The organism is Calothrix sp. NIES-2098 (assembly GCF_963875125.1).
In the GTDB taxonomy this organism is placed as follows: Bacteria; Cyanobacteriota; Cyanobacteriia; order Cyanobacteriales; family Nostocaceae; genus Aulosira.
The window spans coordinates 2,323,189-2,337,338 of the sequence record NZ_CAWNKJ010000001.1 but is presented as its reverse complement, the minus strand read 5'-3'; the positions used below and the strand labels follow the sequence as shown (position 1 = coordinate 2,337,338).

The 14,150-nt window shown below is 41.4% G+C and carries 10 protein-coding genes; 7 read left to right on the top strand and 3 right to left on the bottom strand.

Annotation, left to right across the window (positions count from 1 at the left end):
* Positions 1-29: 29 nt before the first annotated feature.
* The 4 genes from AACU33_RS09800 to AACU33_RS09785 all read left to right on the top strand — a co-directional run bounded on the left by AACU33_RS09800 (position 30) and on the right by AACU33_RS09785 (position 3,756).
* Positions 30-1,715: an AarF/UbiB family protein gene (locus tag AACU33_RS09800; protein WP_096588326.1), complete on the top strand. Its 1,686-nt coding sequence runs from the start codon at positions 30-32 to the stop codon at positions 1,713-1,715.
* An 18-nt stretch (positions 1,716-1,733) separates the two neighbouring features.
* Positions 1,734-2,465, top strand: coding sequence for a Stp1/IreP family PP2C-type Ser/Thr phosphatase (locus AACU33_RS09795; RefSeq protein ID WP_096588325.1), 732 nt, complete (start codon positions 1,734-1,736; stop codon positions 2,463-2,465).
* Positions 2,466-2,619: 154 nt separating this feature from the next.
* Positions 2,620-2,931: a hypothetical protein gene (locus AACU33_RS09790; protein ID WP_339375891.1), complete on the top strand. Its 312-nt coding sequence runs from the start codon at positions 2,620-2,622 to the stop codon at positions 2,929-2,931.
* Between the two features lie 627 nt (positions 2,932-3,558).
* Complete coding sequence (locus AACU33_RS09785; RefSeq protein WP_096588324.1) at positions 3,559-3,756, top strand: NblA/ycf18 family protein; 198 nt, start codon at positions 3,559-3,561, stop codon at positions 3,754-3,756.
* A 438-nt stretch (positions 3,757-4,194) separates the two neighbouring features.
* On the opposite strand, the gene AACU33_RS09780 is transcribed toward AACU33_RS09785, so the two are convergent.
* The 3 genes from AACU33_RS09780 to AACU33_RS09770 all read right to left on the bottom strand — a co-directional run bounded on the left by AACU33_RS09780 (position 4,195) and on the right by AACU33_RS09770 (position 9,300).
* The gene (locus AACU33_RS09780) at positions 4,195-5,748 is read right to left on the bottom strand and encodes a serine/threonine protein kinase (RefSeq protein ID WP_096588323.1); all 1,554 of its coding nucleotides are present in this window, start codon (positions 5,746-5,748) and stop codon (positions 4,195-4,197) included.
* A gap of 774 nt (positions 5,749-6,522) precedes the next feature.
* On the bottom strand, positions 6,523-8,628 hold the full coding sequence (locus AACU33_RS09775; RefSeq protein WP_096588322.1) for a M3 family metallopeptidase: 2,106 nt from the start codon (positions 8,626-8,628) through the stop codon (positions 6,523-6,525).
* A 138-nt stretch (positions 8,629-8,766) separates the two neighbouring features.
* Positions 8,767-9,300: a hypothetical protein gene (locus AACU33_RS09770; protein WP_096588321.1), complete on the bottom strand. Its 534-nt coding sequence runs from the start codon at positions 9,298-9,300 to the stop codon at positions 8,767-8,769.
* Positions 9,301-10,053: 753 nt separating this feature from the next.
* On the opposite strand from AACU33_RS09770, the gene AACU33_RS09765 reads away from it, so the two are divergent.
* The 3 genes from AACU33_RS09765 (at position 10,054) to AACU33_RS09755 (ending at position 14,063) form a co-directional block, all read left to right on the top strand.
* The gene (locus tag AACU33_RS09765; protein WP_096588320.1) at positions 10,054-12,591 is read left to right on the top strand and encodes an NACHT domain-containing protein; all 2,538 of its coding nucleotides are present in this window, start codon (positions 10,054-10,056) and stop codon (positions 12,589-12,591) included.
* 224 nt (positions 12,592-12,815) lie between these two features.
* Complete coding sequence (locus tag AACU33_RS09760; protein WP_096588319.1) at positions 12,816-13,028, top strand: hypothetical protein; 213 nt, start codon at positions 12,816-12,818, stop codon at positions 13,026-13,028.
* A gap of 48 nt (positions 13,029-13,076) precedes the next feature.
* Positions 13,077-14,063 carry a zinc-dependent alcohol dehydrogenase family protein gene (locus AACU33_RS09755; RefSeq protein WP_096588318.1) on the top strand — a complete coding sequence of 329 codons (987 nt, stop codon included), beginning with the start codon at positions 13,077-13,079 and terminating at the stop codon, positions 14,061-14,063.
* Positions 14,064-14,150: the final 87 nt, after the last annotated feature.

Genomic DNA, 14,150 nt, shown 5'->3' with positions numbered 1-14,150 from the left:
CGGTGAACAACCAACGGTACGCAACAAATATGGAAAAAGGTTATTCAGACAAGGCATACCGTTGGAATCGGGAAAATTATTCTAGCAGACGGCGCTTTGTAGATATTTGGTCTTTTGTGTTGACCTTGATGTTCAAGCTTTGGCGATACAACAAAGCTTGGAGTTATCCAGGCGGAATCACCGAGGCCAAACAAGCTGCAAGGCGTAAAGCGCAAGCTGTCTGGATTCGTAATACCTTGCTCGATTTAGGGCCTACCTTTATTAAAGTTGGGCAGTTATTTTCTACCCGTGCTGATATCTTTCCAATCGAATATGTCGAAGAACTGGCAAAGTTACAAGACAAAGTACCCGCCTTTAGCTACGAGCAAGTAGAGGCAATTATTCAGCAAGAATTAGGTAAGAAAATTCCGGAGCTTTTCCAGAATTTTGACCCTATTCCTTTAGCAGCTGCTAGTTTAGGGCAAGTCCACAAAGCTGTGCTTTATACTGGCGAAGCTGTGGTTGTGAAAGTTCAGCGTCCCGGACTGAAAAAGCTATTTGAAATTGATTTACAAATTCTTAAGGGAATTGCCCGTTATTTCCAAAATCATCCCAAATGGGGTCGAGGAAGAGATTGGATCGGAATTTACGAAGAATGTTGTCGAATTCTCTGGGAAGAAATTGATTACTTAAGTGAAGGACGTAACGCTGATACTTTTCGGCGTAACTTTCGTGGCTACGACTGGGTAAAAGTACCGAGAATTCATTGGCGTTACACTTCTTCGCGAGTGCTGACTTTGGAATATCTCCCAGGTATTAAAATTAGCCAATACGAAGCTTTAGAAGCTGCAGGTTTGGATCGCAAAGAAATAGCTCGTCATGGTGCCCAAGCATACTTAATTCAGCTGCTGAATAATGGCTTTTTCCACGCCGATCCTCACCCCGGAAATATTGCTGTCAGCCCAAATGGCGATTTGATATTTTACGATTTCGGGATGATGGGGCGGATTAAATCCAATATCCGCGAAGGGCTGATGGAAACCCTGTTTGGAATCGCCCAAAAAGATGGCGATCGCGTTGTGCAATCTTTGATCGATTTGGGAGCGATCGCACCAGTAGAAGACATGGGGCCAGTCCGGCGTTCCGTCCAGTATATGCTGGATAATTTCATGGATAAGCCCTTTGAAAATCAATCAGTGGCCGCCATCAGTGACGACCTGTATGAAATAGCATATAATCAACCATTTAGATTTCCCGCAACCTTCACTTTTGTGATGCGAGCTTTTTCCACTCTTGAGGGAGTTGGCAAAGGCTTAGATCCAGAATTTAATTTTATGGAAGTTGCCAAACCCTACGCAATGCAGCTTATGACCAATATGAATGGTGACCAGAGCAATAGCTTCCTCAATGAATTAAGTCGCCAAGCAGTTCAGGTCAGTACAACTGCTTTTGGTTTACCACGTAGATTAGAAGATACACTAGAAAAGCTAGAGCGCGGCGATATGCGTATGCGTGTCCGTTCTCTAGAAACAGAACGTTTGCTGAGACGGCAAAGCAATATTCAAATCGGAATTAGTTACGCTTTGCTTATCAGTGGATTTACGCTTTCAGGCACCATTTTATTGGTGAATCATTATGTATTCTTAGCAGTTTTGACTGGTTTAATTGCAGCCGCGATCGCAGTCCTACTCATCAGATTACTTTTACGTCTTGAACGTGCTGACCGTATGTATTAATTTTTGCAGTAAAAATTTATGAAACTTAATTTCGCGGGTCTGAGCGATCCGGGACTTATTCGTTCTAATAACCAGGATGCCTACTATATTGACCCAGAGAAGCGATTTTGCATAGTTGCTGATGGTATGGGCGGTCACGCAGGCGGCGAGGAAGCCAGTCGAATTGCTACTGAGCAAATTCAGACCTATTTAGGGGAAAATTGGGAATCTGCTCAGTCTTCTCAGGAATTATTAGTCCAAGCTTTATGGCTGGCCAATGAAGCGATTTTGCAGGATCAACAAAATAATCCCGAACGCGCTGACATGGGTACAACAGCTGTAGTAGTGATTTTTCGCGAACCAGAATCGCCTTGGTGCGCTCACGTTGGCGACTCTAGACTTTACCGCTTGCGGGGATCGCAATTAGAACAGATTACAGAAGACCATACTTGGGTAGCCAGAGCCATTAAACTTGGTGACATCACTTTCGAGGAAGCGCGGGTTCATCCGTTTCGCCATGTTTTATCCCGCTGTTTGGGGCGAGAAGACTTACACCAAATCGATGTGCAACCCTTAGAGGTGCAAGTTGGCGATCGCTTACTATTATGCAGTGACGGTCTCACAGAAGAACTCGTGGAGCAGAAAATTACTGACTGTCTGCAAGACAACTCTGAGCTAGAAAAGGCAGCCCATTCTCTAGTTGAAGCAGCGAAAGCTCATGGCGGACATGATAATATTACAGTCGCGCTCGTTGCAGTAGAGCAGAATTAATTCCTCACTCTCGTCATTAGTTGAAATATTCTGGCGTTAGGGCTGTCCAAGGTCAAAAGCTAGCTTAGACTTGGGAACGCTAGTCGCTTTAAGTCGGGAAACCCTTTCGGCAGTTCCTACAACGGAGGAACCTCAACGGACAGTTTGACGCCACTTGCTTCAACGAGAGGAACCCCAACGGACAGTTTGCTCAAGTCGGGAAAACCGCCCACGCAACTGTCCTCCGCAACGCAGTGGCTCCTCAAGTCGGCAAAGCCTTTCGGCAGTCGCTCATGGGGGAAACCACGCCAGTTCCTTCAAGTCGGCAAAGCCGCCCAACGGACTGGCTCCCCAAGACCGCGCTGCCTCACCACGCAACCGTCCTCCGCAACGGACTTGCCGATGCTCCTACGTCGCTACCCTACGGGTTCGCCAGTTCCTTTATGCCGGGGAACCCGTCCACCGGACTGGCTCACCGCTACGCTAACGCCACAGCGCTGGCTCCTCTTGACAACCTGAGCGCGAAATATTCAATTTGAATGTGTAACATCTTAGTGAATGTCAAATGTCTCAGCAGCTGGACTTTTGACTGTTTTGTGGTAAATATACTCAGCAATTTGTTCAGCCTGAGCATTTTTCCTATTTCTAACTTGATAAAAATATTTTTATCCTTCCAACTGACTCAGAGGAGGCTATATTTCCATATTTTGTTAGATTGACATCTTGTCGTTAATGAGGTATAGAGAATATAATAATTTACTCACATTTCTTTTTCTTTCTCTTAAGAAAAGCTTAAAAGAAATGCGAGGAAAAGTCAGGCATTGGCTAACCTCTGGTGAGCCAACATGCAAACTTAACAAAATCAGCCTTAGCGGGCAGACTTTGGTTGTATATCAGTAGAGTTAGGTGCCACCTAACCAACGACAAAACTAACCCATAAGTAAGTGGGCAAAATTAATCCATAAGGGTGTAGGCAATTTCGTCAAACTATTGTTATCTTTCTTAATAACAGAGGAACAAAAGCAAGACGAAATCAGTCCCATTATTATCCTTTTGGAACCTCTGTAACCCAAATCGATATAACCTTTACGCGTTGTTTTTTCTGGAGTTAACTATGAACGGACCAATTGAACTGTCCTTAGAACAACAATTCAGCATTCGCTCATTTGCCACTCAAGTGCAACATATGAGCCACGATCAAGCCAAAGACTTTTTGGTCAAGCTTTACGAGCAAATGGTAGTCCGTGAAGCAACTTATCAAGAGTTACTTAAGCACCAATGGGGTTTAGATTCAGGCTCCACTTTGGCATAGATTCTTTTCTATAGTCGCAGTGGGCGACCTCCTTCTCTTGCTCGGTTCCAACGAGGAAAGGAGCTGGGGATGCTGGGGCGTCAACTTCGATAGGCAATTCCAACAATTTGAGAACAACTAAACAAATAACTTATCGTAGCCCTTAAGGCTAAGTTTCCAATGTACATCTATATTAACTAGGCACGTTAGCAAAACTAATTTACTGTTAGCTAGCGTGATAGTCATAACTATGCACACTCTGACGCAAATGTAATCTTTACAAATGCATAACTTTGGAGACTCAAGTAAAAGTAGCTTTTATAAGTCTCACCGTAGCCAATTATATTTTTTCTAAATACAACTTACAACTAGATATAGATTTTTGTTAATAAAACTTAACTATTATCGTAGCAATACTCTTACAAATCGATAATTTACGTAAAGCATAGTAACATTTACTTAGCCGGAAAGGTCAAATTGGGAATTAGTGTTGATTCCTTCCAGCTTTGCCAAAATCAAGGGTTTAATTTTTTCATACTCGCGTTTGAGTAAACCTTTACTCATTTGGGGTTCCGCAGCAGAAACTAGAACTTTACTGCTTGTGGCCCACTCTTGCAATTTTTGGCATTGGGCAGGAGCGATAGTAGAAGTAAGGATATGAGAACAGCTACTTGGAGTCTCTCTGGAAAAGAATAACAGGCGATAGTAACCTGTTTGTCCTAAGAGAGTGGTTATTTCTTGGCCGAAACTGGTTTTGAGATCGAGGTAATAAGGCAACCATTTCGCCCCATGTTTGCGATTATAAATTGCAGTAATCCACAGCAGCATGGGGTGGGGAATAGTAATAAATAGAAATTGATTGTAGCGTTTACAGACTAAGCGCTTTTGAATTTCCTCTTGGTGAAGCATGATCCACAGAGAGGGTAAAGATCCAGCATTAGTACGGATGATTTGAGGAAAAACAATATCCGCAATAGGTTTATCTTCAGGCCAAGAATAGAGAGAAGTAATTTCATTCGGGGAATCGGAAATCTTTACATCAGCTGGCGTTTGCAGCGCTAATTCAGGTTTCACACCAGTATCATCAGCGATCGCCTTGCTTTCTGTAACAGTGAGGCGCGTGTGATAATGCTGTTCTATTGATGCCAGAGTCGTCAGAATTTCACTGATATTTTGGGGGCGATCGCTTGGTGCTTTGGCGAGACAACTCATCACTAAATCTTCCACTTGCTTTGGTAATTGCAAAGCCGGGGCCGCCTCAGCCAAAGGAGTTGGTTCTTTATAGCGATGTACTTTATACCATCCTCCAAACGAGGGCGTTGTTGGCACTAATGGCAGTGTACCTGTGAGCATCTCAAACATCATCACGCCCAAACTATAAATATCTGAGCGATTATCTAATTCCTTACCCTCCATCTGTTCTGGAGAAGAATAAGCTAGAGTGCCCAAATAATAGTTAGTCACATTCCCATCTGACTGTAGTAACTTAGCAATCCCAAAATCCAGAACCTTGACTAATTCTCCAAAGCTGGGATCTTGAATCACCAACATATTGCTGGGCTTAATGTCGCGATGGATAATTGGATAGACACTGCCATCAACCGGAATGCCATCATGAGCGCACTGTAACCCCAAACAAATCTGACGCACCATACTAAAAAATCTCGGTAAAGTCAGATTTTGCAGGCGAATAATATTGCTCAAACTCTGCCCTTGCAAATATTCCATGACATAGAAAGGTGTATCCTTTTCATCTACTCCATAGTCCATCACTCGGACGATATGAATACTTTTTTGCCCAAGTAAGGCACAAGTTTTCGCTTCTCGCTCGAAACGTTCTTGCAATCGCATTTTTTCATTCTGGATCGACAACGCAAGAAACTTAACGGCTACAGGTACTCCTCCCAACAAAACATCCTTAGCACGATAAACTCGGCCCATCGCTCCAGTACCGATTAATTCTTGAAGCTGGTAGCGTTTGCTGAGTAAGCGACCAATGTTGGGATCTGACATAGAAAATTTGCTCCAATGTCCACCAATTGTGGATGATTCCTGTGTAATACACAGGTTGTAAATGTTTGGGTCTAACAGTTAGATTTAAAGAACTTAATTGGTAGGCTTACCCTGAAGCTCGTATCATTAGTAACTTTATTAATGTTTAGTATGCCCAAGTTCGCCCAAGCAAATAGCTAAAAAAAACACTTAATCAGCGTTGAAAATTTATCACATCGGTTAGAGGACGCAAAAATCCTCTCCTCAGCGAAACAGAGTCGAGTTCGTATTGCACTAGCATTTTTGAACCAAACTGCGATCGCTGAGGATTAATAGCAATTCTCCCAATTACAATTAGAAATTATTCCCCCGCGCTTCATTTGTAGTGACTTTAGAATGAAATAGTATAAGTTGCAATTCCCAGTGATGTGGCTATCATAAGAATGCCCAATTGATCGCAAAAAATATCAGCGTGATGATTATGACCGCGAAAACACGTAGCTGGGAATAGGTTTATGATTTTGACCTTGGTAATTATCGCTTGTATTTGGTTGATTATTAGTATTCCTACAGCACTTTTTTTTGGTAAATTCCTTTACAATTTAAATTTAAATTATGAGTCTGAAAAGACCATACACGAAGAACACAGCAAGATTGCAAAGCAACCAGTCAAAACCAATTTAAAATGAAATCTCAGATCCAGCGTTCAGCCTTGATGTTGGCGATTTGAACTAGCCCTACTCATAGAGTAGGACTATCGTCAGCTACCACCAAGGTGCTAAAAATTCAATGACTTTAAGCTGTAGCTGCTAAACCATTGTGTTTCAGCAAGGGAGTTGTACTAGGTTCGCGACCCCGGAAGGTTTTAAACACTTCCATCGGATGTTTGCTACCACCAAGCGCCAGCACTGTATCTCGGTAGCGTCTACCTGTCGCTGCGATCGCTTCTTCGTTTTCTAGTCCAGCTTCTTCAAAAGCCGCAAATGCATCCGCACTCAGAACTTCAGCCCATTTATAACTGTAGTAGCCAGCTGCATAACCACCGCCAAAGATATGTCCAAAAGCACATAAGAATGCATCTTCTGGTAACGGTGGCAGAACGGTAGTAGTTTTGGCAATCCGCTGGCGGACATCGGCTGGGGTTTCATCGCCACCAGGGCGATAGCGAGAGTGGAGTTCTAAATCCACACTGCTAAAGTGGAGTTGGCGTAACATTCCGCTACCACTCATGTAATTGCGTGCTGCTATCAGCTTTTGATAGTAATGTTCCGGTAGAGGTTCGCCTGTTTCGTAATGTTTAGCCATGCCAAACAAGGTGGGTCGTTCGTAGCACCAGTTTTCCATGAATTGGCTGGGGAGTTCGACTGCATCCCATTCGACGTTATTTATACCTGCTGCCCCCGTATAATCCACCTTGGTAAGCATATGGTGTAAGCCATGTCCAAACTCGTGGAATAAGGTTTCTACTTCATTGAATGTCATCAAACTGGGCTTACCATCAATTGGGGGAGTTTGATTACAAACTAAATATGCTACAGGTAAGCGGATGCTAGCGACACCATTCTCGCTAGTTTTACCACGATTAATGCAGACATCCATCCAAGCGCCACCGCGCTTTTCGGCTGGGCGGCTGTAGGGATCTAGGTAGAAGTAAGCAATGGGCGCACCTGTTTCATCTGCTATTTGGAAATAACGCACATCTTCATGCCATACTGGCGCTTGACCATCAGCAGGAGTGACAGTAACGCCAAATAGCCGTTTTACCAGCCCAAATAAGCCATTGAGTACTTGAGGAAGGGGGAAGTAAGGACGTAGTTCTTCAGCAGTGAAGGCAAATTTTTCTTCTCGCTGGCGTTCAGCCCAAAAACTAATATCCCAATGTTTTAAATCAAGAGCTTCTTTTGCTCCCTTAGATAAAGCAAAGGCTTTGAGGGCTTCTAAATCTTTGACTGCTGCATCGTAACTCACACGACGCAGTTCTTCTAGTAGGGCTTCGACTGCTTCCACATTCGGAGCCATCTTACTTGCTAGGCTCAATTCAGCAAAATTTTTAAAGCCCAGCAAACCTGCTAGTTCTTGCCGCAATTCTAAAATGCGATCGATTAGAGGATTATTATCTAAATCGCCAGAAGCCGCCCGACTAATATAAGCTTTGTAAAGCTGTTCGCGCAAATCGCGCCGGGTACTGTGCTGCATAAAAGGCCCGTAACTGGGGAAATCCAATGTGATGCGCCAAGGGCCATTTTCTGGTGTGGCGTTTTCTTCACCAGCCGCACGGGCTGCTTGGGCTGCGAGACTGAGTAAGCTTTGGGGTAAGCCGTCGATTTCTTCTTTGCTGGTGAGAGTTAAGCTAAAGGCTTTGGTAGCATCTAGTACGTGATTTGAGAATTTGGTAGAAAGTTCTGCCAACTCCATTTGAATGGCGTTGAAACGTTCCCGTGCTTCTCCTTGCAAGCCTACACCAGAAAGTTCAGCATCCCGAATCGCAGCTTCGACAATTCGCTGTTGCGCTGATTCTAGGCTGTTCCAAGCGTCACTACTACGCAAAGCTTTAAAAGCATTGTAGAGAGGTTGGCTTTGACCCAGCTTGGTGAGAAACTGTACTACTTCTGGTTGTACTGCTTCATAAGCTTCGCGGAGTTCGGGGCTGTTTTTAACACCCATTAAATGGTTCACTATGCCCCAACTCCAAATCAACCTTTCGGTGAGTTTGTCTAAAGGTTCTACTAAACCACTCCAAGTAGGCTGTACATTAGTTTCTAGGGTGGCAAGCTCTGCATCAAGTTCTGTTAGCAGCTGCTTGAAAGCTGGTACTACTTGCTCTGGTTTAATTTCTGTAAAGGGAGGTAAGCCAGCGCCTTGAAGTAAGGGATTCTGAGAAATAGTCGCATTTGCATTCATGTTTGTGTGTGAGCTGCCGATCGCTATGGGCAATAATGATTTTTGTTTACATATCTTCTAATGTAGCGATCGCCGCACCATTTCGGAGATCGGGCAAAATATAAATGCGATCGCTACGCTCACATTTCAGCATGACTCCTATTTCCCATCATGATTTAACAGCTCGTTACCCGTAGGATAGAAGTCATTTTGAGTCAGACACCAGTTTAGAAGTGTATCAATAAGTTGATTTTGATATTTAGCATTGTGTTCGATGACTTCAAAAGCCTGAATTATTGTGTTGTGGTCAAGCCGACCTACACGAAAAAGATAAGTCCAGCACAGTATGCTGTTGAGAGCAAACCTAATATCAATACATAAAGGCGACTTAAATTCTTCAAATTGCTGGTTGATGTCATCTATATTGGCTAACTGACTAGTAACTTCACCACTGAGACGCCAGTTTAGTAGTTTGTCAAGCAGTAGACTTTGATGTTTAGCATTGCGTTCAATAACTTCAAAAGCTTGAATTGTAGTGTTGTGGTCAAGCCGACCCATACGCAAAAGATGAGTCCAACACAGGATATTGTTGAGAGCGAACCTAAACTCACCACACAGAGAAGATTTAAATTCATTAAATCTCTGGGTGAGAGCATCTGTGTGTATCTTAGGGCTGATCGTATTGCTGCTCATAAGACAGTTTGTTTAGAATTAAGCGGCAATTAACGGTTTTATACGGTATTTACCGGAATCTTTTTTTAGTGTACAAGTCTTTCACACAAACTTTCTATGCCTATAAGCAGATTTGTCGAGTATCTTGAGAAGTAATGGAGCAAAAAATATAACCAGCTTCGTAAAACTACAAGTATCTAAGAAAAGACCGATTTCTTTTGAGCAGCAAGAAATCTCAGCTTCAGGCCAAGCTTGAATTGTTCAATATGAATCAATTTATGAGTATTTAGATATACTTCATTTTCAATTGATTTTTTATATTTCTGAAGCTAAAGCTATGAGTGAGTATATTAATAACTAGCTTCGAGTATACGCAAGCACTATCAAGCATCTATTTGTAAAGTAAAAATAAAACTCAGGCTTTAGATGATATTTAGCTAGTAGTATGAGTATTTATACGTTAATATCTATCTACTCATGACCCTATAAAGCAGATAAAATTGACAACATCACAGCTTAAGGGAAGGTTATCAACGCTTTGACTTTCACAAACAAACTCATACCTTATTTTCAGCTGCTCCCTATCTATAAAATACTTGAACAGCTTATTTTAGATATTTGAATTTCATTAGAGAGCATAACAACCATATTTTCAGATTGAGTTTAGAACGACACTATAAAATGTTAAAGCGATTATTTACCTATTATTAGCTTTATCAATCATCTCTAATTTCTAGAATGCTTAAAGATTAAAAGGAAGTCGAGAAAATAGAAATGACAGCAATCTTAGTCAATCAGAAAGTATGGGACAAATTAAAGCAAGCATACGCTGAAAAGTTTGGTAGTTCTCCTAAACTACTAATTGCCGAGCTTAATCATGTTTATCAAGATAAAAATCAAATAAATAATACGAAAGATGTAATTTCTGATAAAACTATTCGCAACTTTTTTAATACTACTGAACCCATGAAGGTACAGGAGAAAAATCTTAACTTTTTATGCGGTGTCTTACTAGATTGCGAAAGTTATCAAGAAGCTTTACGACAACAAACAACCTTAGAAGATTTAGAACAGCCAAATACTGATAACAACGCACAGTGGATTGAGCGCTATCAAGAATATATTAGAGCCAAGTGCGGCACAATGAAAGTGCTGACCATGACTCAGCCCGTGCAACTAGATAGTATTTATGCCAATGTCAATGTTTTAGAAAGTGTTAAAGCTAAGAAGCAAAAAACAATTGAAGAAATTCTTGCTCACTTATCCAGCAAAAATCTCAGTTTTAGCCGCCTTAATTATCGGGTAAGTACCAAAACTCTACCAGCTGTTGATGCACTAAAGCATTATCAAAAGCTGCTAATTTGGGGTAGTCCGGGAGCAGGTAAGACTACATTTCTGAAACACTTGGCGATGTATGCTGCTAATTTAGACAAGCAACCTATCCCAATTTTTATTTCATTAAAAGCATTTGCAGATGCAGAAGACAAACCCAGCCTGATTGATTTAATCCATAGAGAATTTTTAGAATTTATTTCTAAACCATCGAAAATTATCCAGGAATTATTAGAGCTAGGACGGTTCATAATTTTGTTAGATGGATTGGATGAAGTTGCAGAAATAGAAAGCAACAGAATCTATCGAAATATAAATACATTAGTAGAACAGTATTCCAAAAATATCTTCGTATTAACTTGTCGTTCTGGAGCTTCAGATTATACATTTGAACACTTTACTGAGGTAGAACTAACAGATTTTAATGAAAACCAAGTTTTGCTTTTTGTCAAAAAATGGTTTGAATCATCTCCAGAACCACATTTAGCAGAGAAATTTTTGGCTGAAATTGAAAAAAATAGTTCTATCAAAGAACTAACCACAAGTCCGTTGCTACTAACTATGTTGTGTTTAGTATTTGAGGATAATTATGACTTTCCCAGAAATCGCTACTTACTAACCGAGGATGCTATCAATATACTTTTACGCAAGTGGGATGCAAGTAGGCGAATAGAGCGTAATTCAGCGAATAACTTTAACCTACCGTATCAACGCAAAGTTAATTTGCTGAGTCAGATAGCTTATGAAGCGTTTAATCAAGAACCACAAAAGTATTTTTGGCGTCAAAGGGAACTAGAAAAATTAATTGAAAATTATATTGAAAATATTCTAGAAATTGCTCCTGAAACTTTGTCAAATGATAGTCAAGAGATTTTGAAAACAATTGAAGCAAATCATGGATTACTGATTAAACAAGCTCAAGACTTATACTCCTTTTCTCATCTCACATTTCAAGAATATTTCGTTGCTCACTACATCGTGGAAAGACGCAACACTGAAACTTTACGCGAAGTTATCAAGCAGCACTTAACAAATCGTCAGTGGCGAGAAGTATTTCTCATGATATCTGGAAGGCTGGCAAATACTGATGAATTTCTCAAACTGATATTTCGCCAAATTAATAAGCTTGCTGTAGAAAATAAAGCTTTACAAGATATGTTGACGTGGTTAGATGATGTAACTAATTTACATGCGGTTAAATCTAGTTCTTGGAGAGCATTTTATCTATTAGTCGATCAGGTCTTTGAACTCTACAGCAACTTACAAACAAAAGTTGACTATAATTTGGCACAGGAACTTGCTGTCATCCTCAGAGAATTAAATAAAGAGAGAAAACGCATTTATCCTCGTTCGTTACTATCTGATTTCGCTTTTAACTTAGTTGATTTTCATGCTAATTTAGTCTCTACTAAAACTAGTGAAAAGGGATATGCATCTCAAAAGCTGAGTCCGCTGTTGAAAAAAGAACTGCCAGCTAGCGATAATCCCATGACCATGCCTCAACTACGTAGTAAAGTTAGTTTTGATAAAGATAGTAACGTTATTAGTATTACTAAAGAAGAAGATAAAAATATTTCGCACCATGAAGATTATCCTCTGGTGCAAACTGGCGCTCACAGCGCACACAGCTATCATCAGGGAAATGACTATCTTGAAAATCAAAACAATACTAATGAGGATTTGGCAGATTTTTTAGTATTTTTAAAAGAAAGTTTACCAGGCGATCGCGCTCCAGAATCAGATTGGCTCGATTGGGCTAATAGATTGCGATCGGCAATGAGATTATATTTAAATATTGGCTGGAATGACGTCAAATTTACGTTAGAGGAAATCAAGGCGATCAAAGATTATTTATATGCCAATATTTTGCTACTCAAATGCATTCAAGGAGATAGTTACTCTACTAAAGAGTTACGCAACCAAATTATTGACAATATGTTATTGCCAAGTCAACGCATTCCTTCAGAACTTTTAACTTAGTCAAGAGTCCAGCGAATCAATTCATCCTAGGATGCTGTTGGTGAATCAGTAAAGGGTGGGGAACTTCCGCCCTTACAGATTAATGATGTACATATTTCACGAAACCCGCTTCTACGGACTCTTAGTTGTGGATAGTTACCACTAATTACCGCTTATTGCCGGAGTTTACCATTTAGTACTATGATAAACAGGCAAACTACAGCATTGAACAAGTTGGTACTCTTATGGTGAGCCAGCAAATCAAAAAAGTATGCCAGCATAAACCAGGGGAACTGTGGACAGACGGCTGTTGTACTGACAATCCACCTGTCGATAATAGTGCAATCAAGTCTATTGCGTTAGCGAAGCTTACCGAAGGTATCGCCTCTACTATTGAGCAGTCTCCGACAACGCCAACAGAGGTACAAAATTTAGCAGCAGCTACTGCGCTTTCATAGAAGGGAAAATATTTGCCACCATAGTAGTAAAATCATGCTGAATTTATTATGCGTGCAATGCTATTAGAGGCACCGCATCAGCCCTTGCGATTAGCTGACTTACCAGTACCTCAACCCAACCCGGAGCAAGTGCTAATTCGCATTCATGCTTGTGCTGTGTGTCGCACAGATCTGCATATAGTTGATGGAGAATTGACTCATCCCAAGCTACCTTTAATACCCGGACACCAAATTGTCGGTACTATAGAGGCGATTGGCGATCGCGTTCAGCAATTTGATATTGGTCAGAGGGTTGGTGTTCCTTGGTTAGGGCATACGTGCGATCGCTGTCGCTATTGCCTTTCTGGTCGTGAAAACCTCTGCGATTATGCTGAGTTTACAGGTTACAATATTGACGGCGGGTATGCAGAGTATACTGTAGCTGACTATCGCTTTTGCTTTCCCCTAGACCCCAGCTTTCCTGACTTGCAAGCTGCACCTCTATTATGTGGCGGCTTAATTGGCTACCGCGCCTATAGAATGACCGATGATGCTGAAAAAATCGGTTTTTATGGCTTTGGTTCTGCTGCCCACATTTTGATTCAACTGGCTCGCTATCAAAAGCGTCAAGTATTTGCTTTTACCCGCGGTGGCGATATTGAAGGTCAAGAATTTGCCCGTCAATTGGGTGCAACTTGGGCAGGTGACTCAGAAGCATTACCACCAGAACCTTTAGACGCAGCAATTATTTTTGCTCCTATCGGCAAATTGGTTCCGACGGCTTTGCGGGCGGTTGTTAAAGGCGGTACTGTAGTTTGTGCTGGCATCCATATGAGTGATATTCCAGCTTTTCCTTATGAAATTCTTTGGGAAGAACGGGTATTGCGGTCTGTTGCCAATCTTACTCGCAAAGATGGAGAAGAGTTTCTTGCCTTAGCGCCCAAAGTTCCCATTCGCACAGAGATAAATACCTTTACCCTAACCCAGGCGAATGAAGCTTTAGATGCCCTGCGGAGTGGGAAAATTACAGGTTCGGCAGTTTTAGTGGTTGACTAGCAATTTGAAACTTTAGATAAAAATTTAGGATGGGTGAAAAAGCCCATCCTTGAAAAAATACGCTTATTAGCTAATAGCAGTCACACA